The sequence below is a fragment of the Loigolactobacillus rennini DSM 20253 genome, assembly GCF_001436505.1.
Lineage (GTDB): Bacteria > Bacillota > Bacilli > Lactobacillales > Lactobacillaceae > Loigolactobacillus > Loigolactobacillus rennini.
This window is the reverse complement of the sequence record NZ_AYYI01000075.1, coordinates 1-19,710: the sequence shown is the minus strand read 5'-3', so window position 1 is coordinate 19,710 and position 19,710 is coordinate 1. Positions and strand designations below refer to the sequence as shown.

General features: G+C 41.6%; 18 protein-coding genes, 2 tRNA genes and 1 pseudogene. 15 read left to right on the top strand and 6 right to left on the bottom strand.

The window, feature by feature from the left end:
- The first annotated feature begins 151 nt into the window (after window positions 1-151).
- The 7 genes from FC24_RS08925 to gltX all read left to right on the top strand — a co-directional run bounded on the left by FC24_RS08925 (window position 152) and on the right by gltX (window position 6,543).
- Window positions 152-508 (top strand): DUF1827 family protein, encoded by a 357-nt coding sequence (locus tag FC24_RS08925; RefSeq protein ID WP_057874540.1) that lies wholly within the window; start codon window positions 152-154, stop codon window positions 506-508.
- 270 nt (window positions 509-778) lie between these two features.
- Window positions 779-850, top strand: a tRNA-Glu gene (locus tag FC24_RS08920).
- Window positions 851-860: 10 nt separating this feature from the next.
- A tRNA-Gln gene (locus tag FC24_RS08915) sits at window positions 861-932 on the top strand.
- Between the two features lie 226 nt (window positions 933-1,158).
- Window positions 1,159-1,761 carry a TetR/AcrR family transcriptional regulator C-terminal domain-containing protein gene (locus FC24_RS08910; protein ID WP_057874539.1) on the top strand — a complete coding sequence of 201 codons (603 nt, stop codon included), beginning with the start codon at window positions 1,159-1,161 and terminating at the stop codon, window positions 1,759-1,761.
- A 241-nt stretch (window positions 1,762-2,002) separates the two neighbouring features.
- Window positions 2,003-3,520: an amino acid permease gene (locus tag FC24_RS08905; protein WP_057874538.1), complete on the top strand. Its 1,518-nt coding sequence runs from the start codon at window positions 2,003-2,005 to the stop codon at window positions 3,518-3,520.
- A gap of 69 nt (window positions 3,521-3,589) precedes the next feature.
- A complete protein-coding gene (gene gad / locus FC24_RS08900; protein WP_057874537.1) occupies window positions 3,590-5,026 on the top strand; it encodes a glutamate decarboxylase in 1,437 nt (478 codons plus the stop codon).
- Between the two features lie 20 nt (window positions 5,027-5,046).
- Window positions 5,047-6,543, top strand: coding sequence for a glutamate--tRNA ligase (gltX, locus tag FC24_RS08895; RefSeq protein ID WP_057874536.1), 1,497 nt, complete (start codon window positions 5,047-5,049; stop codon window positions 6,541-6,543).
- A gap of 351 nt (window positions 6,544-6,894) precedes the next feature.
- On the opposite strand, the gene FC24_RS08890 is transcribed toward gltX, so the two are convergent.
- The 5 genes from FC24_RS08890 to FC24_RS08870 all read right to left on the bottom strand — a co-directional run bounded on the left by FC24_RS08890 (window position 6,895) and on the right by FC24_RS08870 (window position 10,547).
- Window positions 6,895-7,761, bottom strand: coding sequence for a hypothetical protein (locus FC24_RS08890; RefSeq protein WP_057874535.1), 867 nt, complete (start codon window positions 7,759-7,761; stop codon window positions 6,895-6,897).
- A 309-nt stretch (window positions 7,762-8,070) separates the two neighbouring features.
- The gene (locus tag FC24_RS08885; RefSeq protein WP_057874534.1) at window positions 8,071-8,499 is read right to left on the bottom strand and encodes an Asp23/Gls24 family envelope stress response protein; all 429 of its coding nucleotides are present in this window, start codon (window positions 8,497-8,499) and stop codon (window positions 8,071-8,073) included.
- A 35-nt stretch (window positions 8,500-8,534) separates the two neighbouring features.
- Complete coding sequence (amaP, locus tag FC24_RS08880; protein ID WP_057874533.1) at window positions 8,535-9,086, bottom strand: alkaline shock response membrane anchor protein AmaP; 552 nt, start codon at window positions 9,084-9,086, stop codon at window positions 8,535-8,537.
- 13 nt (window positions 9,087-9,099) lie between these two features.
- Window positions 9,100-9,357, bottom strand: coding sequence for a GlsB/YeaQ/YmgE family stress response membrane protein (locus FC24_RS08875; protein WP_057874532.1), 258 nt, complete (start codon window positions 9,355-9,357; stop codon window positions 9,100-9,102).
- Window positions 9,358-9,449: 92 nt separating this feature from the next.
- The gene (locus tag FC24_RS08870) at window positions 9,450-10,547 is read right to left on the bottom strand and encodes a helix-turn-helix domain-containing protein (protein ID WP_057874531.1); all 1,098 of its coding nucleotides are present in this window, start codon (window positions 10,545-10,547) and stop codon (window positions 9,450-9,452) included.
- Window positions 10,548-10,661: 114 nt separating this feature from the next.
- Between FC24_RS08870 and FC24_RS08865 the strand changes: the two genes are divergently transcribed.
- The 6 genes and pseudogenes from FC24_RS08865 (at window position 10,662) to FC24_RS08840 (ending at window position 17,067) form a co-directional block, all read left to right on the top strand.
- Window positions 10,662-11,576 (top strand): ROK family protein, encoded by a 915-nt coding sequence (locus FC24_RS08865; RefSeq protein WP_057874530.1) that lies wholly within the window; start codon window positions 10,662-10,664, stop codon window positions 11,574-11,576.
- Between the two features lie 38 nt (window positions 11,577-11,614).
- Window positions 11,615-12,928, top strand: a pseudogene (locus FC24_RS08860) (PTS sugar transporter subunit IIC).
- Between the two features lie 300 nt (window positions 12,929-13,228).
- Window positions 13,229-14,062: a stalk domain-containing protein gene (locus tag FC24_RS08855; RefSeq protein ID WP_057874529.1), complete on the top strand. Its 834-nt coding sequence runs from the start codon at window positions 13,229-13,231 to the stop codon at window positions 14,060-14,062.
- Window positions 14,063-14,139: 77 nt separating this feature from the next.
- Entirely contained in the window at window positions 14,140-14,868 is a 729-nt protein-coding gene (locus FC24_RS08850; RefSeq protein ID WP_057874528.1) for a DUF475 domain-containing protein, read from the top strand.
- 257 nt (window positions 14,869-15,125) lie between these two features.
- The gene (locus tag FC24_RS08845) at window positions 15,126-15,566 is read left to right on the top strand and encodes an NUDIX domain-containing protein (protein ID WP_057874527.1); all 441 of its coding nucleotides are present in this window, start codon (window positions 15,126-15,128) and stop codon (window positions 15,564-15,566) included.
- Window positions 15,567-16,008: 442 nt separating this feature from the next.
- Window positions 16,009-17,067 carry an acyltransferase family protein gene (locus FC24_RS08840; RefSeq protein WP_057874526.1) on the top strand — a complete coding sequence of 353 codons (1,059 nt, stop codon included), beginning with the start codon at window positions 16,009-16,011 and terminating at the stop codon, window positions 17,065-17,067.
- Window positions 17,068-17,124: 57 nt separating this feature from the next.
- Here FC24_RS08840 and FC24_RS08835 read toward each other — a convergent pair whose 3' ends face one another.
- Window positions 17,125-17,643, bottom strand: a complete 519-nt coding sequence (locus FC24_RS08835; protein WP_057874525.1) for a type 1 glutamine amidotransferase domain-containing protein — start codon at window positions 17,641-17,643, stop codon at window positions 17,125-17,127.
- A gap of 215 nt (window positions 17,644-17,858) precedes the next feature.
- Between FC24_RS08835 and FC24_RS08830 the strand changes: the two genes are divergently transcribed.
- On the top strand, window positions 17,859-19,397 hold the full coding sequence (locus FC24_RS08830; RefSeq protein WP_057874524.1) for a multicopper oxidase family protein: 1,539 nt from the start codon (window positions 17,859-17,861) through the stop codon (window positions 19,395-19,397).
- A gap of 43 nt (window positions 19,398-19,440) precedes the next feature.
- Window positions 19,441-19,599 (top strand): hypothetical protein, encoded by a 159-nt coding sequence (locus FC24_RS11650; RefSeq protein ID WP_169790276.1) that lies wholly within the window; start codon window positions 19,441-19,443, stop codon window positions 19,597-19,599.
- The last annotated feature ends 111 nt before the right edge of the window (window positions 19,600-19,710 follow it).

The following is a 19,710-nucleotide window of genomic DNA, read 5'->3' as shown; positions in this document are numbered from 1 at the left end:
TCTTCCGTACTTAATTCTTATTGTAAACTTTTTTCATAAAAATGACATCTTTACGTTGTGCAAAAAACTAGTGCTTCTCATTTCTTTCCGATAAAATAATAACAACAATAAAAAACCTGCTGTTTTGACATCATTAAGGGAGGATACCGTTATGAAATTGATTGAAGTGCCAATTAAAGTCAATGTGAGTTTACGTAAAATGATTCCTAATACCATTACTTTTCTGTATGGGCAACAACCCATCCGTTATTTCCGCAAATATACACTCGGTAATACTAGTGTTTACTATGTTGATGACTTTGATAATGTTGATCTGATTTTAACCAACCGCAATCGAAAAATTCGCGATGAAGAAATTGACTTTGCGTGTCAGCAGTTGTTTTCAGAACAACCAGTTGCGACAACCAAACGGTTTACCAAAGCTGAAATCGAAGCAGCTCGTCACCATAAAATTCGGACGATAAAAGATATTGTGGTCGTGCAAACACCACAATCAACTGTTGCGTAATTAAGTATTTTTGCCAGCCAAATACTGGCTAGCAGCCTAACATGTTCAGTGGTTAGGCTGATTTTGTTTAAATAGGTGTCCTGGGACAGCTTTTACTAATGTAAAAATCTGGGTAGCTTCAAAGCTGAAGTACCCAGATTTTTTAGTAATTAGTGAAGTTAGTTGTCTTAGGGCACATTTTTTAACTGCAACTAGACACAAAGCCTATGTTGTTTAGTGCATCACAACAATATCTGTCGCATAATAAAATTTGTAAGCGATAGTATTTAAGACCCGTTAGTCAAGCGGTTAAGACACTGCCCTTTCACGGCAGCGACATGGGTTCAAATCCCGTACGGGTCATTTTCATTTTTGGGTTATAGCCAAGTGGTAAGGCAATGGACTTTGACTCCATTATGCGCTGGTTCGAATCCAGCTAACCCAATTGCGTAAGTCTATAGCTGAATTGAGCAACTGTCTGACACTTAAAAGGTGACAGGCAGTTGCCTGCTAATGGCACTTCGCGCAAGTTTGTACAAACTATTTTTTCAATAACGTTAAGCTTAATGCTTTTATGGTCGATTTAAATTCACCGCTGACGGTTGACGCATCGTTTTAGATGTAGGAGTTGTTGCTGATAGTGTTAAACAAATTTGGAAAGAGTGATTTTAATGGAACCAACAGCCAAACAAGCGTTAAGTACCTCATTGGAGAAACTAGTGACAAATATGTCCTTTGATGATATATCAGTTAAATTGATTGTCTCGAAGACTACTTTTAACCGTCAGACTTTTTATTACCATTTTCAAGATAAATTCGATTGTCTGCAATATACGTTAGAACAACTTTCACAGCGGCTTGCTGCAGAAATGATTTATTCGGATTGGCGAAAATGCTATTTGAAGATTTTCAATGTAATCGCGCAACGGCGCACTTTTATGGGGCACATTGTCGATTCACAAGCTTATTCAATGTTCACAGATTTTGTCTTGCAATCGGTGGATGCGATGTTACAAGGCGTTTTAGCACGTACACCACAAGGAGAGGTCCAAACAAATTTCCCGCAGAAACCATGGAAATTATTCGAGTACGGGTTACAAGGTATTATTATTGATTGGTTCACGGAAGGCTTACGCAAAGAACCAGAAGAATTGGTGGATGAACTACTAGATGTTGACATCTCCCAATTAAAAGTCCTGTTAGGCACACAAAAACAGAACTTGCAAAGACAAAATTTGCCAAGACAGTTGCCTGCTACAGCACGTCTACGGTAGTGCTGGCAAAATCGTGCAATAAGTGGCCGAAAACTTTCGCTAAAAAACTAGCTTATCAAGAATCTCCAACCAAAATAACCACACACTTTAACCTAGGTGTCTAGTTGCTAGACACCTAGGTTTTTCTGTCTATTCTCACGCGTGTGATTCTGATTTACGCTCAACCTGTAGTCAAAAAGGGGGCTGAGTTAGTTTAGTGCTTAACTAACTCGAAGACCTGTGTAAAGGGGATGTGTTGTATATGGCGAAAAATGACGTTGAATCCCAAGCTGAAAGCATCAAAAGCGCCAATCAAATCACCGGTTTTCAATTATTTTCGATGACCACTTCCATGGTCATGACGGTGTATGGGTTTGCAGCTTTTGCTAAGCAGGGTCCAACAGCATTATTTTATTTATTTATGGCCGGTATTTTGTGGTTTATTCCGGTAACCAAAGTCGCCGGTGAAATGGCTTCAATCGATGGTTGGAGCAAAGGTGGTATTTTTACTTGGTCCCGGAATATGCTCGGCGAAAAAACTGGCTGGGCTGCATTGTTTTACCAATGGGTGCATATCACTGTTGGGATGAACACCATGATGTACTTCATCATCGGTTGTTTATCCATCACTTTAGGCTTACCGATTATGAATAATAACGCGGTGGTCAAGTTTATTTTGATGATGGTGATTTTATGGGGATTGATCATTGCCCAACAACGGGGAACTAAAGTCACAGGGCGCATTGCCCAGTGGTGCTTTACGTTAGGTGTTATTATTCCTGTTTTCTTCTTACTAGGTATTTTTATCCTTTATCTTGCCCAAGGCAACCCGATGCTGATTGACATTAATTTCCATAGTATTTTGCCGCGTAATTGGAGCGGTGGTGTGTTAGTTGGCTTTGTACCGTTCATGTTAGCTTTTGCGGGTGCTGAAGGTTCAGCGCCCCACGTGAAGGATTTAAAAAATCCGCGGGTATACCCGAAAGTGATGCTGGCATTAGCGATTGCGGCAATAGCTTCAGACATTGTCGGTAGTATGGCCATTGCCGGAACGATTCCCAACGAAGACATTGAATTGAGTACGGGGATTGTCCATGCCTATGGTGCCTTAGTCGATAAATTTGGTATCAGTGTGGTCATTGTTGAAAAGCTAACTGGTTTGTTATTAGCAGTTGGTGTTTTGGGTGAAATCAGCAGCTGGGTTGTTGGCCCCAATGCTGGTATGTTTGAAGCCGCTAAATCTGGTTTCTTACCACCTAAATTTTCTAAAGCCAACAAATATGGGGTTGAAACCAACATCATGATTTTGCAAGGCATTGTGGTTTCCATTATGGGTGCGTTGCTAACGTTTGGTGCTGGTGGCAGCAAGGCTAACTTATCTTTCCAAACAGCGATGAGTTTAACCGTGGCACTTTACACATTAATGTACATGTTGCTATTTATCAGTTATCTGGTTTTACAAATTAAGCACAGCGATTTAAAGCGGCCTTACTTAGCCTCAAAAAGCAAAGTGATGCGCTTGATTTATGGTTGTTTAGGTTTTGTTTTATCCGCATTTGGGTTTGTCGTCACCTTTTTCCCGCCTAGTGACATGGCGAGTGACTCCCAGCGGACTTACTTGATTTTATTGTTAATTGGATTTGTGATCGTCTTCTTTATCCCATTTATTCTTTACCGCTACCACAAGCAGTGGGCGGATGAACTGGGCTTGCCTGCTGAACAAACGGCAAGAAAAGGCAATTATGCCCCAGAAGGCAACCGGAAGACGGCCAAAAAGTAAGTTAATTATGTTAATCAATTAATTAAGGAGGAAGCTAAGTTGCCCAATAAGTAATTTAGCGAATAACAAATGGCTGAAAGTGATGAACAGATTACCAATCAGATTGGTTTAGAACAGAATTTTTTAGGTAGTAAAGAATCCGCGCGGTCATTACCAAAAGACTCATTACCAAAAGACGCGATGCCAGCCAATGTGGCCGCACAGTTAGTGCAGCATTACCGGTTAAATGAAGCAAAAGCAAACCAAAACTTGGCCACATTTTGTACCACCGAAATGGAACCGCAAGCCGATCATTTGATGACAGATGCGTTGAACACCAACGCCATCGACAAATCAGAATATCCTAAAACGGCAGCGATGGAAAACTACTGTGTCAGCATGTTAGCGCATCTATGGGGTTTACCTGAATCGCAAAAAATGTACCGCGATTTCATTGGGACTTCTACAGTTGGGTCTTCAGAAGGCTGCATGTTAGGTGGTCTATCACTATTACAAAGCTGGAAGCACCGGGCAGAAAAAATTGGTTTCGACACGAAAGATTTGCACCACCACAAACCAAACTTAGTGATCATGTCGGGTTACCAAGTCGTTTGGGAAAAGTTCTGTGTTTACTGGAACGTTGAAATGCGTCAAGTTCCGATTGACCAAGACCACATGTCCATGGATATGGATCACGTGATGGATTACGTTGATGAAAACACCATCGGTATTATCGGTATTCACGGGATTACTTATACCGGTGCCGTTGATGACATTCAAAAATTGGATCAATTGGTTTCTGAATACAACAAAACGGCTGTGATGCCATTACGGATTCACGTTGACGGAGCCTTTGGCGCGTTGTTTTCACCATTTGTCGATGGCTTCAAACCATGGGATTTCCGCTTGAAGAATGTGGTTTCCATTAACGTTTCGGGCCACAAATACGGCATGGTTTACCCTGGAATTGGCTGGATTGTATGGCGGCACAATACGGATGACATTTTACCTAAAGAAATGCGCTTTTCTGTTCCTTATTTAGGTTCAACCGTTGATTCCATCGCCATTAACTTCTCGCATAGCGGTGCTCACATTGTTGGTCAATACTATAACTTTGTCCGCTTTGGCTATGCCGGTTACAAGGCGATTATGAATAACGTTCGCAAAGTATCATTACGGATTACAGATGAATTGAATAAATTTGGGTTGTTTGATGTTTTAAATGATGGCAAACAATTGCCAATTAATTGCTGGAAGTTAAAAGATGATGCACCAGTGAAGTGGAATTTATATGATTTAGAAAGTGAATTGGCTAAGTATGGTTGGCAAGTTCCGGCTTACCCACTACCAAAGAACCGGCAAGATACAACAATTAGCCGGGTAGTGGTTCGGCCTTCAATGTCGATGACCATCACTGACGATTTCATCGAAGATTTGAAACTCGCCATCGCCAACTTAAATAAAACCCACGGCACGACTAATCTTGATACTTCTAATCCAACAGCAATGACGATTAATAATAAGTAAAAACAAGGAAGTGTCAGTAGATGGACAATCAAAAAGTGCGCGTTCGTTATGCGCCTAGTCCAACTGGGTTCTTGCATATCGGTAATGCACAATCAGCGTTGTTTAATTATTTATTTGCACGGCATTTTAACGGCACCATGGTGTTACGAATTGAAGACACCGATCAAAAGCGGAATGTGCCCCATGGTGAAGACAGCCAAATTGCCAATTTGCACTGGCTTGGAATTGATTGGGACGAAGGGCCGGATAAACCTAACCCGAAGTACGCCCCGTACCACCAAACCGAACGGTTGCCGCTGTACCATAAATACATTAAACAGTTACTGGATAAAGGCTTAGCTTATAAAGACTATACTAGTGAAACTGAATTGCGCCAAATGCGGGAAGCACAGCGACAAAACGGCGAACCGCCGCATTATGATGGTCGTTGGTACAATCGCAGTCAAGCCGACCAACGCGCGGCAGAAGCACAAGGGTTAAAGCCCAGCGTTCGCTTGCATTTACCTAGCCATCACGTCTACGCCTGGGATGACATTGTCAAAAAGAAAGTTAGCTTTAAGTCAGATAACATGGGCGGCGACTTTGTCATTGAAAAAAGCAATGGGATGCCCACGTACAATTTTGCCGTGGTGATTGATGACTATTTGATGGCTATTACCCACGTTTTGCGTGGGGATGACCACATTGCCAACACCCCGAAACAAATCGCGGTTTACGAAGCACTAGGCATCACGCCGCCGCGTTTTGGGCACATTACCTTAATTTATAATCCAAAAACGGGTAAAAAATTAAGTAAACGGGATAAGAAAACTTTGCAATTTATCAGTCAATATAAAGCGCAAGGTTACTTAAGTGAAGCGATCTTTAACTTCATCGCGTTTTTAGGCTGGTCACCAGTTGGTGAAAAAGAATTGTACAGCAAAGCTGAATTAATTAAAGCCTACGATCCTAACCGGATGTCCCGTTCACCTGCCTTTTTTGACCAACACAAGCTGGACTGGATGAATGCCCAGTACATCAAAAATAGTTCTGTGGTCAGTCTGACTAACCGGGTATTTGATTTGGTGCAAGAAGGCGAATCAGAATCCGCCAAAAGGCTACAACAGCTACAACGGCCGGATTTAAAACGTCTGATTAGCCAAGTCACCCAAATTTACCAACGTGAAGTGTATAAACTCACGGACATTATGGATCAGGTCTACTTTTTCGCTACCATCGAACAACAAGCCTTTGACTACGGTTTATTCAGTCAATTTTCTACTGATGCGGTCAACGCGATTTTAAAGCAGTTTAGAACTGAAGTCTTGAAAGTCAGCCCGGCAGACCCGATTGATTACAATGGATTGATTAAAGCTGTTCAAATCGATACCGGTTTTTCAGGCAGAGACTTGTATTTTCCGCTCAACGTCGCTTTTGCTGGGCAAACCAATGTGCCGCAGATCGGCAATGTTTTAAAACTTTACTCGCGCAAGACCATCATTAATTTACTGGATCAAGCGCTAGCGCAAATTAACTGAGCATGCACGCAGTCAGTACAGTCTTACTAATGACGTCCCTCCTTTAACACCAGTGCATGTAATCAGTTATTCGGAAAGGAGCGTGGTAAGCTAAATTTTTATCGTTTCGTGATTGTTCCAAATCGTTCCGTTTCTTCTAACTCATACTAAAGCACAGGCTGGGCGTTAGGCAGAAGGTGCCGCGATTACCTCCCCCAAAGAATAAACGCTCGCACTAAGAAAAAACGTCAGCTTGTAAAATGTGCGCCAAAAGCATAATCGTTTCTATCCGTTAGCTCAATGTGGTGACGTGTTACTCACGCAATTAAGTTAACGCCAAAAACGCTGCTTGGCGCACATTTTTTAGCAATATTAATGGCCGTTCATTAATTTAGCGGCGGCCGCGGGATTGACTAAAGCCCAAGTGTACGGAAAATAATTCATCCAAATCTCATCGGTAAACGCAGTGGCAAAAGTTTCAATTTGCGGCGATTCAATCCGTACTGGGCGCAAAATATTTGCGATCATTTCTAAACCAATTGTTGAAAAAGCAGTGACTTGGAGCTCACCGTTGTTGTCTAAAGCAGCAGTGACTGATTGGCCATTGAGCATGGTGAAAACATCATGCTCAATCTCATTCAATGCGCGACGTTGCTGCATTAAATAAATGCGCCATTCTTTTTCGTTTGGAATGTAAAGGGACAAATAATAATCCAGTAGAAAATTAACAAAACTGCCAGCAAAATCCTTCGGTGGTGTGTAGCCACCACCGATGGGCCGGTTATAAATGGAAACTTGGTCGAATAAATCCCGGATCGTTTGGAAAGGGTTAGGCGCAGTCGCGTACATGGATAAAAAGCTCATTTGCCGTTTATACAAATGTACGGCATCTTCTGGCTTCAAAGAACGAACCACAAATAAATTCAACGCATAATCGAACTTATCGATAAAACGGATTTTGCGCTTAGTGACCAAACCTTTCGCGCGTAACAACATGCAATTTTGAGCAAATTGGGTAAAACAATTGCGCCGGCTGGTGTAAGTTGGCAAATTACCTTGATGCCGTTGCCAAGCCACAAATTCATCCCCGATGTGGCGATTATTGGAGAAAAAACCGTCTAATGGATCTAATCCAAGCTGTTCCAGCATTTTTCTCCCGTTAAACCCGTGTAAATGATGATTTTGCTTAAAGACTGCATTGGTATAAAAATGTCTGCTTAAATTAAATTCATTAAACATCGCTTGCCCTCCTCGAGAGTCTGGTCATTATGATTAGAAATAGTATGAATACTTATACCACACCTAGTATAGCAGATGCAACTCAGCGTGCACTTAAACAAATGAAAAACGCGTGTGCCATCAGGCAGTTTCACCAGCTTACCCAATGAGTCGTGTCGCGGTGCGTTTGCTGCTGGTAGCTCATGTCCGCTGAGACATTAAAATAACGTTCATAAACAAAAAGCAGTTGCGACAAAAGGATTATTTTTGTCGCAACCGCTAATTTTTTAGCGATTAGAAAGTAGGAGGATTTTCTGTTAAGCCAGCAGACTATTGATTTTCTGAATCAGATTCAGATTTTGTGTCTTTTTGTTTATCTGCCCATTCTGATCTAGTCATTAAATCTTTTACGGTCATTTTAATGTCCGTGATTTTAACATCAGTCATCTCTTCGATGGCGGCTTGAATTTTGTTGATGGCTTCTTTAAAAATGTCTGGTGCGCTTTTACCATATTCTAACGTCGCATCTAAATCTAATTTAGCCGTGCGGTTGTCATTATCTAAATCAACTTTGACCCCTTCAGTCGGGTTGTCATCTTTACGGAAACGATCGGTTAGATTATCTAACACATTACCTTCCGTTGATAAAACCCCCGGTACGTCCGCTAAAGTTTTGCCGACAATTTTAGCAATGACCGTTTCATTGTAGCGTAATTGGTGGTCGATGGTTTTGGTGGTATCATTTTTTAATTCTGGCATAGTTGTCATCCTTTCAGTTTTGGGTAATGGTGAAGTTACACGACACGCGTTTGCTGGCGTTTACTTTGTTTTGTCGGCTTAAGGTTAACGCCGACTTTTTTAATTGGCACGCCTAAGCTACTGCTAAGTTGTTGCGTGGTAGTGGCGGCAATTTGCTCACTGAGTTGCTGACGTTGTTCTGGTGTATCCGTTTGGGCCGTAATGGTCGCTGCGGCTGTTTTACCATGTTTTTTCCACTGAATTTTAGCGTCAACATTGCTGATGCCATATTGTGTTGCCAGTGTCCGTTGTAAATTCTTTTCCACGGCCCGGCGATCCAACTTTAATTTGCCCTGTTTTGAGCGGTAAGTCAGCTGTTTGCTGTTGCGCCAGCCGGCAATGACCCGAATAATGATGCCTAGAAAAATGAGTCCGCTGATAACGCCTAACGCTAAACCAGGCCATTGTGACCATGGATAGGCGGTTTGCCATTGATTGACTTGATGGGAAACAACCGGAAGTGGATAAATAAGTGCGATGAACCAAGCTAATTGGATTAGACCTAACAAACTGACGACGAACAGGCCACCTTTTGTTTTACCATTCATGGGTATCGCCTCCTTAAGCGTTGCGTTTTTTCAGACTGAATACAGCAGAGACGATTAAGACGAGGACAATGGCACCGATGATGGATGGCAAGATGGCCATGCCTGCAATGTGGGGGCCCCAGTTGCCTAATAACCATTCACCTAACCAAGAACCGATTAAACCGGCGATGATATTACCCACCCAGCCTAATGGTAAATCGCGACTAGTGATGGCACCTGCTAATGCGCCAATGACGGCACCGATAATGAGAACCCAAAGTAAATGAAACATACTGCTCACCCTTTCTTGAAGTACTTATTTTGATGGTAAGCCTATATTAATGGAAAAAGGGTGGCGGCGACAATTTATATGCGCGCATTTAATTAAATATTGTGCCAAAGCTTAATTAAACGGCAATGCGGCGTCGCGATATTTTTAGGCGTCGTGCCAGTTTGAGATTTGAATAATTGGCCAAAGTGGCTTTGACTGCTGAAATGGAGTTGATCTGCAATATCGTCAAGCGGCAGGCTGGTCGTTTTTAACAATAATTTGGCTTCGTTGAGTCGTGTTGTCACGATAAAGTGATGTAAAGCAGTGCCAGTTTGTTGTTTGAATAAGGTGGATAAATAAGTGGGATTGACAACTAGCGCTTCAGCAATTTTAGTCAATGAAAGATCAGCATACAAATTTTCTTGAATGTAAGCGACTGTCTGATTGATTAGCGGAGAAGCAAAGTGCAGCGCTTTTTCGTGTAACAACTGACTGTAAGCTTGAATGATGGTTCCCTTTAAGGCAGCGAATTCGTGGGCATGCGTGATGGTATCCACTTGGCGGATTAGCCGGTCAGATAGTTGGTAAGCCTGGTTAGGTGGGACACTTTGTTCAATGATAAAACGTGTTAATAATGTTAAAAACGCTGTAATCCGGTATTTTTGGCTGCGTAATTGATTGTCTGATAGTGGTGAACGGTTAATGGTAATCAGTTTATCTAGCAAGCGTTCAATGGTGGAAAAATTTCCCTTTTTCAACTGCAAAAATAATAGTCGCTCCATTTGAAAATTAGTGGAAAAGTTATGTTGTGAGTGAATCGGCATCGCTTTTCGCAATAATGGTTTTTCGCCTGGAAAAGTGAGTGTTGTCCGGATTAATGGCAGTGCACTTTGATTTTTTAACAATTGCACTGCAATGGTGATTTTGGTGGCGAGTTGTTTAAACTGGTTTTTTGGCGGACTAGTTGTGGCAGATACAAAGACACAGAGCAAGCTTTGTGGGGCATTATTAATATAATAAAGCTGCAGGTGAGCGTACTGGACCCATTTGATGTTCATTTGCTCGGCCGTTTGTTGCAAGGCTTTAAGTACGGGGACAGTATTCGCGAAAATGAGTTTTTCTGATAGATAAAGGCAATTTTCATTTTCCATCAAGGCAATGGGGGCACCTAGTAAAGTTTCGATAAGTGTCATACGTTTTGCTAAAGACATCGCAATCACCTAACTTTTTTGAGATAAACCTAAATTTAATTATATCTTTATCGAAGCGATTATGCGATACTACAGACAAATAAATGTAAGCGCTTAATTAAAGGAGGAATGATGATGACGCAGTATATTGGAATTGATGTAGGTGGTTCGACTATTAAAGCTGCACTAGTTGATGAACAAGGTCAGCTAAAAAATTATCAGCAATGTCCTACCACTCGGGATGATCCGGAAAAAGTTTTGCAGACCTTAACTGAATTGATTCACTATTATCAAACTACGACAATTACACAGGTAGGTATTAGTATTCCAGGAGTCATCAATCCAACAGGTAAAATGATTACTTCTGGGGCCATTGCTCAATTACATCATTATGCTGTGCTGGATGACTTGCAGAAGGCAACTCACACCACGGTCCGTTTAGTCAACGATGCTAATGCAATTGCGTTGGCTGAACATTGGCAAGGCAGGGCAAAAGATGTACAGAACTTTGTTTGTGTGCCTTTAGGTACTGGTGTCGGTGGCAGTATTTTTTTGAATGGACAATTAGTGACGGGAGTTGGTGGCGCTGCTGGCGAGTTTGGCATGATGTTGGCGAATCCAGAAAAGGTTTCTGCGCAAACTGCTCATTTAGCAGAGTATTCCTTTAATGCTGGTGCAGTGGCTGGTTTATGTCGGATTTATAATCAAAAATTAAAACGGGCAAATTTAGCAGATTGGGAATTAAGCGTGCCACAGATTCTCAAAAAAGCTGCGACTGGGCAAACTGAAGCTCAAGAAAGTTTGGCAATTTTTTATCAAAATGTGGCAACACTGCTGTTAAATATCCGGGTGGTACTAGATCCAAGTTTAATTTTAGTCGGTGGTGGCATCAGTGAAAGCCAGACCATTATTAATGGCGTTCAGGCAGCACTGACGGTGATCACTAAACAGCATCCAGATTTGCTGGCAATTGGCATGCCACCAGTGCTGCCTTGTCAACTGGGCAACCGAGCTGGCATTATCGGCGCGGCGTCACAATTTGTTAAATAAACTAGATTGGGTTAAATAAAAACAGGGGGGAAGGAACAATGAATAATTGGGTTAATGAAAAATTATTACCGCCAGTGATGAAGTTTGTTGGGTCACGTCCGATTAAAGCGCTGCGGGATGGGATGTTGTACACCATGCCTTTTATTATTGTCGGGTCAATATTTCTGATTCTGGCGCAATTTCCAGAGCCGCACGTAGCGAGTTGGATGAAAAGCACCGGACTGACACCCTATTGGAATGTGGCTTACAATGCAACGTTTTCTGTGATGGCCTTTGTTGCAGTTATTGGGATAGCTTATTCCTGGGTAAAAGCAGAAGGGTTTACGCCGCTACCGGCTGGTATATTAGCTGGGATCTCATTTTTACTAGTGATGCAACCGATTACGCCGGTAACTGTTGGTGGTAAAGTGGTTGCCACGGCAAAGCAGATGGTCCATTCCAGTTATATTGATCGAAATTGGATGGGTGGCCAAGGCATGGTCACAGCTATCATTGTCGGGATGGTTACGGGTTTAATTTATACTTGGTTTATGAAAAAAGATATTCGAATCAAATTGCCTGAACAAGTGCCAGAAAATGTTTCGGCATCGTTTACCGCTTTAATTCCTGCGGCCGTTTTGATTACGGGATGGTTAATTGTCTACATTATTTTTGATAAATTAATTGGTAATTCGATGACTGCTTTTATCTATGGCCTAATTCAATTGCCGTTGCAAGGTTTGACCGATTCTTTTGGTGGCACGTTGGTTCTAGCGTTGTTGATTCCGTTTTTATGGTTTTTTGGTGTTCATGGTTCAGTGATTGTTGGTGGTATTTTAGGACCGTTGTTAACAGCTAACGCACTAGCTAATTAAAAGATTTTAGATTCGGGTCAAACATTGACAGTGGCTAATGGCGGCCACATCGTGACACAACAATTATTAGATCAGTTTATGACGGTTACTGGTGCCGGGATGACCATTGGGTTAGTGGTGTTCATGACCTTTTTCGCCAAATCTCGCCAATGGAAAGATTTAGGCAAACTTGCCATTGGTCCAGCCTTATTTAATATCAACGAACCAATTTTATTCGCTGCACCCATTGTGATGAACCCAATTTTGGCGATTCCATTTTTTGCCACGCCATTATTATCAGCGATTTTAACTTATTTTGCGTTGTTTTTTGGTCTCATTCCGTTATTTCCAGCCACCATTGTCCCTTGGACTACGCCGCCAATTATTTCCGGTTTCCTCATCGGCGGTTGGCGGGCTGCTGCTTGGCAGCTTCTAATGTTAGTGATGACCTTCTTTATTTATTTACCATTTGCTCGCAAACAAGATGCGTTGAATGTCGCGATGGAAACCAAAGGATAAGAATAAGCTAATAAACATAAGAAAATTGCGCTCAAATATCCGCTTGAGCGCAATTTTTTGGGCGTCGTGCCGGTTTGTACGCATTTAACGTCAAGCTAAAAATTACCGTCTTTTTTTAACGGCATTAGAGCTTGTATAGTCACGTGGCACGTTAATTGTTAAATTGTTGTAACTAAACCCTTAAATTTTCTGTCACGGCTAGTCAAAGTTTACAGTAATCCTTTATAATAAAGGCAAGGTTGAGCACAGCATGATGCTTAACTAGACTAGTGAACGAAATTAAGAAAAAGGATGACAATGATGGCTGAAACAATTGAAGATAGATTACGTAGTTACTATCGGTGGAATTTACCGGTTAAAATTATGATTGATGACATTGAGTTGCCAGTGACTGGTGTGATGTCTAATGCACAAATTTATGTGCCACTCAAAGCGTTATTTGCGGCGATTAAACAACCGTTGCAATTGCGCGGTGTCAACGTTAGTGGGACTTATAAAGGCAATTTATTTGATGTCACGATTGGGACTAACACCTTGCGTTTAAATGGGACAACCTACCAATTGGATGCCGCACCATTTGGCACGAACCAAGAAATTTATGTGACCACCTTTTTTGTCGCAACCGTGACGCAACACATTTACGAATGGTTTGCAGAAAGTCGGTTGCTGGTGTTTGAAGGCTTGGAAAATGAAACCTTCCAAATTGCAGCCCGGGAGTTTGCGCCGTTTAGCGTGCTGCCTCAGCAATTTTTGAAAGAAGATATTGGCGGTCAGGAACAGTTGCCGACTTTAGAGTGGGCGGGAATTCCAGAAAAAGCACAGTCGTTAGCGCTGTTTTTAAGTGACGAGCACCCATTGGCAGCTGGTTATAGTTACTGGACGGTAATGCCGTTAACTGCAGACGTTACTCGGATTGCGGCGGATGATGACCACCACGACAAAACTTTGCACCGTTTCCGCGGGATTGCGCCAGTGCAAAATACCGGCTACCATGAATATTTGTTCCGGATCTTTGCGTTGGATGTGCCAAAACCCATTTATACCGGTCAGTTAAACACGGTAAATGAAGCGCGAGCTGCGTTTGATAAACATGTGCTGGACGTTGCGGTTTACCCCACTTTTGCTAAATTGTAAAGTCGCGCTAAGCGTTATTGCCCCTTTGTTTTCTGAAAATTTATGGTAAACTATGCAACGTAGTGAGGGGGCAAACCATGGGACACTGGCTAGTAACGTTATACGGTCCATTTTTTAATCTAACGGCTTGGGAAAATGTGTTAACTTCCGCGTCAGATTGGGCGATCATTTTTTCATTAATCATAATTGAATGCTTGCTTTCGGTAGATAATGCAGTGGTTTTAGCCGCGCAAACGCAAAGCTTACCCACGTTGCGCCAACAGGAAAAAGCGTTAATTTACGGCCTTTGGGGCTCATATGTCATGCACTTTTTAATGATTGGCTTAGGGACTTATTTAATTAAAGTCTGGTGGGTTAAAGTTGTCGGTGCTGGTTATTTACTGTATTTGTGCGGTCATTTTTTCTATCAGCGGCATCAAGCCGGTGGCAAAAAAGCCAGTGGTTCCAATAAACTCTGGTTGGCAGTGGTGCAAATTGTGTTTATGGATGCGATTTTTTCTGTCGATTCAGTTTTAGCTGCTTTAGCGATTTCAAATAAACCAATCATTGTGTTAATCGGTGGCTTAATCGGTATTTTAGTGATGCGGGGCGTTGCCGAAATTATCTTGAAAGTGATGCACCGCATCCCAGAATTAGAGCCCATGGCATACTGGCTGATTGCCATCATTGCCGTCAAACTTTTTCTCGCCATTCCACAAATTAACATTGAAATTCCTGCTAGCTGGTTTGTCGTGATTTTATTTATCGCAGTGGGGATTACGCTAGTGATTCATTTTGTCCGCGCACGGCAGCATGCAGGTTCGTAAAAAGAAAAGTCAGAAACCGTTTACGGTTGATTTTATGTTGTTTATGGGCTTAGGATAAGAGATGTAAACTGGAAATATGTAGCTAGGGTTCCGCTTTTTAAAAGGTCAGTGCCCAAGGGCTACATCGTTCATCATCATATGAACGGCACCTATTGATATAAAAGATCCGAGGGGGAAGGTTTAGCGTATTTTGATACGCTAAAATCTTCCCCCTCTTTTTTTATTATCAATGATTTTTAAGCATAAGGAGGAAGAAAATGACGCAGATTGATCAAATTTATTCTGGCGTTGCGATGGTGGTTTTTAATCAAAAGGGGGAAGTGTTATTACAAAAACGAGCGGATATTGCTAAGTGGGGATTACTATCTGGTCATGTAGAGCCAGGTGAAACCGTTGAAAATGCGGCAATCCGTGAAGTCCGAGAAGAGGTGGCATTAACAGTTAAAGTGAAAAAGCTAATTGGTGTTTATTCCGATCCAAATTTCCAGTTATTTCACTATCCCACAGGGAAATGCGTTCACTTTATTACCAACTGCTTTTTAATGGAAATCACAGGTGGTAGTTTATTGAATAATTCAAATGAATCTTTAGCACTTAAATTTTTTAATCCCGAGCACCTGCCTGAAAATTTATTAAAAATGGGGCCTTTGTGGTTACACGATGCACTATCTGGTCAAGATCAAGCATTTATTCGGTAATTATTAGGAAGGCGTTGATATTTAATGCAGTATTTTTAGGTTTAACGGAAATATAAAAAGGCAGACGATCCATTAAAAGGAGCATTCAATCATGAGACCACAAGTTGTCACCATTGCTGGGACAGACCGTTTGGGTGGGATACAATACCTATGGTCCAGTTTCACATTGGGCACTACGGGCAAGTGATTGATAGCTTTTCTGAAATCGATATTGATTTAATTCACTAACTGCTGCAGCGAAATTTCAACTTTATTTGCACATAAAATTCCACGTTTTCGCTAAATGAATGATTCATTTTTGCAAATAACGGCCACATACTAAATAATTGCTGAATCATAAAGTAAGCGTTACCTTAAAAATGTACTAGTCCTTTTCAAAAACGCTTTTAATATGTTGAAAGAATGTTAACGCAAAAACTAATGGCGAAAACGTGGTGATTATTTGCAAGGGATAGAAGTGAAGGCGCACAAAGAACGGCCAGCCTTTGATGTGGCTAAAATTGGCATGTGTTTTCTTATCATGGTAATTCACATTATGCCAGTTAACACGATTCCAGATGGCTTAAAGTTGCTTGCACCAGTAACACGGGTTGCGGTGCCAGTCTTTTTTATGATCAGTGGCTATTTATTTTTTAGCAAACTTAAGTTGCGGTCCACTGAGACGTCGAAACGAGATTACCTGAAGAAAATGATTTTTAGAAATACGAAATTATATTTATTTTGGTCGTTAATCTTATTGCCAGTAACGTACTCCTATCGGCATTATGGTCAATTTACTAATCTTAAAAAAGTCTTTATTGTAGGCTGGCATGTTTTGTTTGGCTCAACGTTCATTGCGTCATGGTATTTGAGTGCATTAGTGATTGGGCTGATTATTATATTTTTCTTATCCCGTCATTTTACTGCTAAACAAATTCTTTTGGTTGTTCTACCTGCTTACATTTGGTGTGTGTTAACTAGTAACTATAGTAAATTAGGGTGGCTCAGCTTTTTTGCCCATTCTTGGCTGCGACAAAGTGCTTTTAGTTGGGCACCATATAACAGCTTTTTGGTTGCTTTGCTCTGGCTTGCGATCGGTAAAGCGTTTGTGGATCATGAAACGTTGCTGTTTAAAGGCACCAAAAAGCAGTTGATCATGATTTTAGGCTTTATGGGTTTACTTTACATTGAACAGCTGATTATCATTTACTTTAATTCCTACAGTACTAACGATTGTTACTTCACGTTAGTGCCATTATGCGCTGCAATTTTCAGTTTGCTTTTAAACGTGGTGGTCCATTTCAAACGGACAAAAATTTTACGAACGTTTGCGACAATTACTTATTGCGCGCATGCCTCATTAAGCCAACTGATCATTTATTTATACAGCCTGACAACGTTAACTTTTGGTGAGGCTAGCTTAATTTTCTTAATCATTACTGTGATTTGCGCTGTGACAACACTTTTAGTGACTAGGCTTGAGCGCTATCCCCATTTAGCTTGGCTTAAATATAGTCATTGATTGGAGCAAAAAAGGCAACTGTGTCAATTGACACAGTTGCCTTTACTTAGTTGTTTACTAGTCAGCTAAAGCTGCCACGATGGCTTGGTTAAATTGTGGTAAATCATCTGGATTACGGCTAGTGATCAAGTTGTTGTGGTTAACAACGGCTTGGTCAGAAACTTTGGCACCTGCGTAAGCTAGATCAGGCTGAACGGTCTTGTAAGCTGTTAGTTCCAATTGATCGGCTAGGCCTGTTTGGATAAATAATTGTGGGCCGTGGCAAATAGCAAACGTTGGCCGGTGATTTTCAAGAAAGGCTTTGACAAAGTCGACAAAGCGCTGGTCACCGCGTAGTTGATCCGGTGAGAAGCCACCTGGAATGAGTAAGGCACGGAAATCTTCTGGTTTAACGTCGTCGATGCCTTTATCAATTAGAAAGGCAGTGCCTTTTTTGCCTTGGATAATTTCACCTGCGCGCATACCAATTAAGCAAACTTGGTATCCCGCCTTGACTAAGGCTTCCCGTGGGCTAGTTAATTCAACGTCTTCAACGTCGTTAGTGACAACGACTGCAATTGTTTTATTTGTTGCCATTTGAATCCCTCCAATTCTCATTTTAATCCAGTCTACCAGTAAAAAACGGCACAATTCAATTAAAAAGCTCACGGATTTTAATGGGCATTTGCCAAGAAAACGGAATTATATTTTCGCCAATACGAAAAAAATAATTCGTCTGTTGGAAGCAAAAATAAAAGAAGTGTTATAATTCAGTTGTGTACAATACCAAGCTGAGAAAAGGAGATTTAGCCATGTCTGATAAAGTTTACACAGATTATTTTTTTGACGAACCGGCGTTTAATACCCACGACGGTGGATTTGTTCCCCTTGAGGAAGCAAAAGCACCGCAACAACCGTTAAATATCCCTCCGCTACTAAAACCCGATAAGGAAACAGCAACGGACACTTACTATACGGTCGCTGCGCAACCAGGTGAAACTCAATTTTTACCTGGCGCAAAGACGAAAACTTGGGGATACAATAATAGCGTTTTAGGTCAAACGATTGTTTTTGAAAAAGGCAAGCATATTCACGTAACGTTGAAAAATGAACTACCTGAATTAACGACTTTCCATTGGCATGGTTTAGATGTTACTGGACCTTACGTTGATGGTGGCTGCCACGCACCGGTTTACCCCGGTAAAAGCAGTCAGATTGATTTCACGTTGGATCAACCTGCCGCGACGGTTTGGCTGCACGCGCATCCGTGTCCAGAAACAGGTTCACAAGTTTACCATGGCTTAGCGGCAATGGTTTTGGTTAAAGACCAAGTTGAAGCAAAATTACCATTCCCACGTAACTGGGGCGTTGACGATATTCCATTGATTTTACAAGATCGGCGTTTTCACGACGATAACCAGTGGAATTACCGTGAAGACTATGATCCTGATGGTGTGCAAGGACCAACTGCTTTAGTAAATGGAACCGTTAACCCTTACTTTGATGTTAAAACACAGCGGGTTCGTTTCCGGATTTTGGATGGCTCTAACCGGCGTGAATGGCGGTTACACTTTGGTGATAATTTAACGTTTACGCAAGTTGGTTCAGATGGTGGTATTATGCCAGCACCAGTTAAAATGACTAAATTGATGCTGACTTGTGCAGAACGGGCAGAAATCATCGTTGATTTTGGCAATTATAAACCAGGCGATGAAGTGGTTCTGTACGCGGACAATGTCCCGTTAGTTCATTTCCGGATTCATGAATTCGCACCAGACCACACCCAATTACCAGAGCATTTAGTTGACATCAATGACCCAGAAGTCACACCGGGCTTACCTGTTCGTAAAATTGTGATGTCAGGTATGGATGAAGCCGTTGCCTTGAATGGTAAGAAATTCGAAATGCAGCGGATTGATGCTCGGCAAAAAGTGGGCGATGTTCAATATTGGGATATCGTTAATAGTAACGATAAAGAAGGCGGCATGGTGCACCCATTCCATATGCACGGCACCCAATTTACCGTTATTTCCCGGAATGGCCACGAGCCTTATCCAAATGAACATGGCTACAAAGATACGGTTGGAGTAAACCCAGGTGAAACCGTCCGGATTAAAGTTAGATTTAAATTGCCAGGATTGTACATGTATCACTGCCACATCATTGAACACGAAGATGGTGGCATGATGGCGCAAATTCTGGCCTACACTGAAGATAATCTAAATCCACATTACAAATTAATGGACATGGACACATTAATGAAGGCATTTTCAGCTGAACGTGGTGTGCCAATGGATAAGCTTTGGATGGGCGGAATGGAGTCCTATGCCAAAATGGGTATGAAGATGTAAACAGCACGGTGAATAACTGTCTGGTGATAAAGGAGGCCGTAAAATGGGACGCTCGCGAAAAGCAGCGTGGTTTTTCTTCATCTTTTATTTACTATTATTATGCGCCGTCGCTTTTGGCAAAAACATGCTAGCAATGTACATGATGGCAATCGGCATGATCCTAGACTCAGGAATTGAATTACTAACGACGTATAAAAAATAAAGAGAGTGTACCAGAAAGCGGTTAGCTTCTGAGTACTAGCATAAAAAAGCCGTTATTGAAGTGAACCCTTAAAATTGGACAACTTTATTAAGCTGCTTTCTGGGCGGTAAG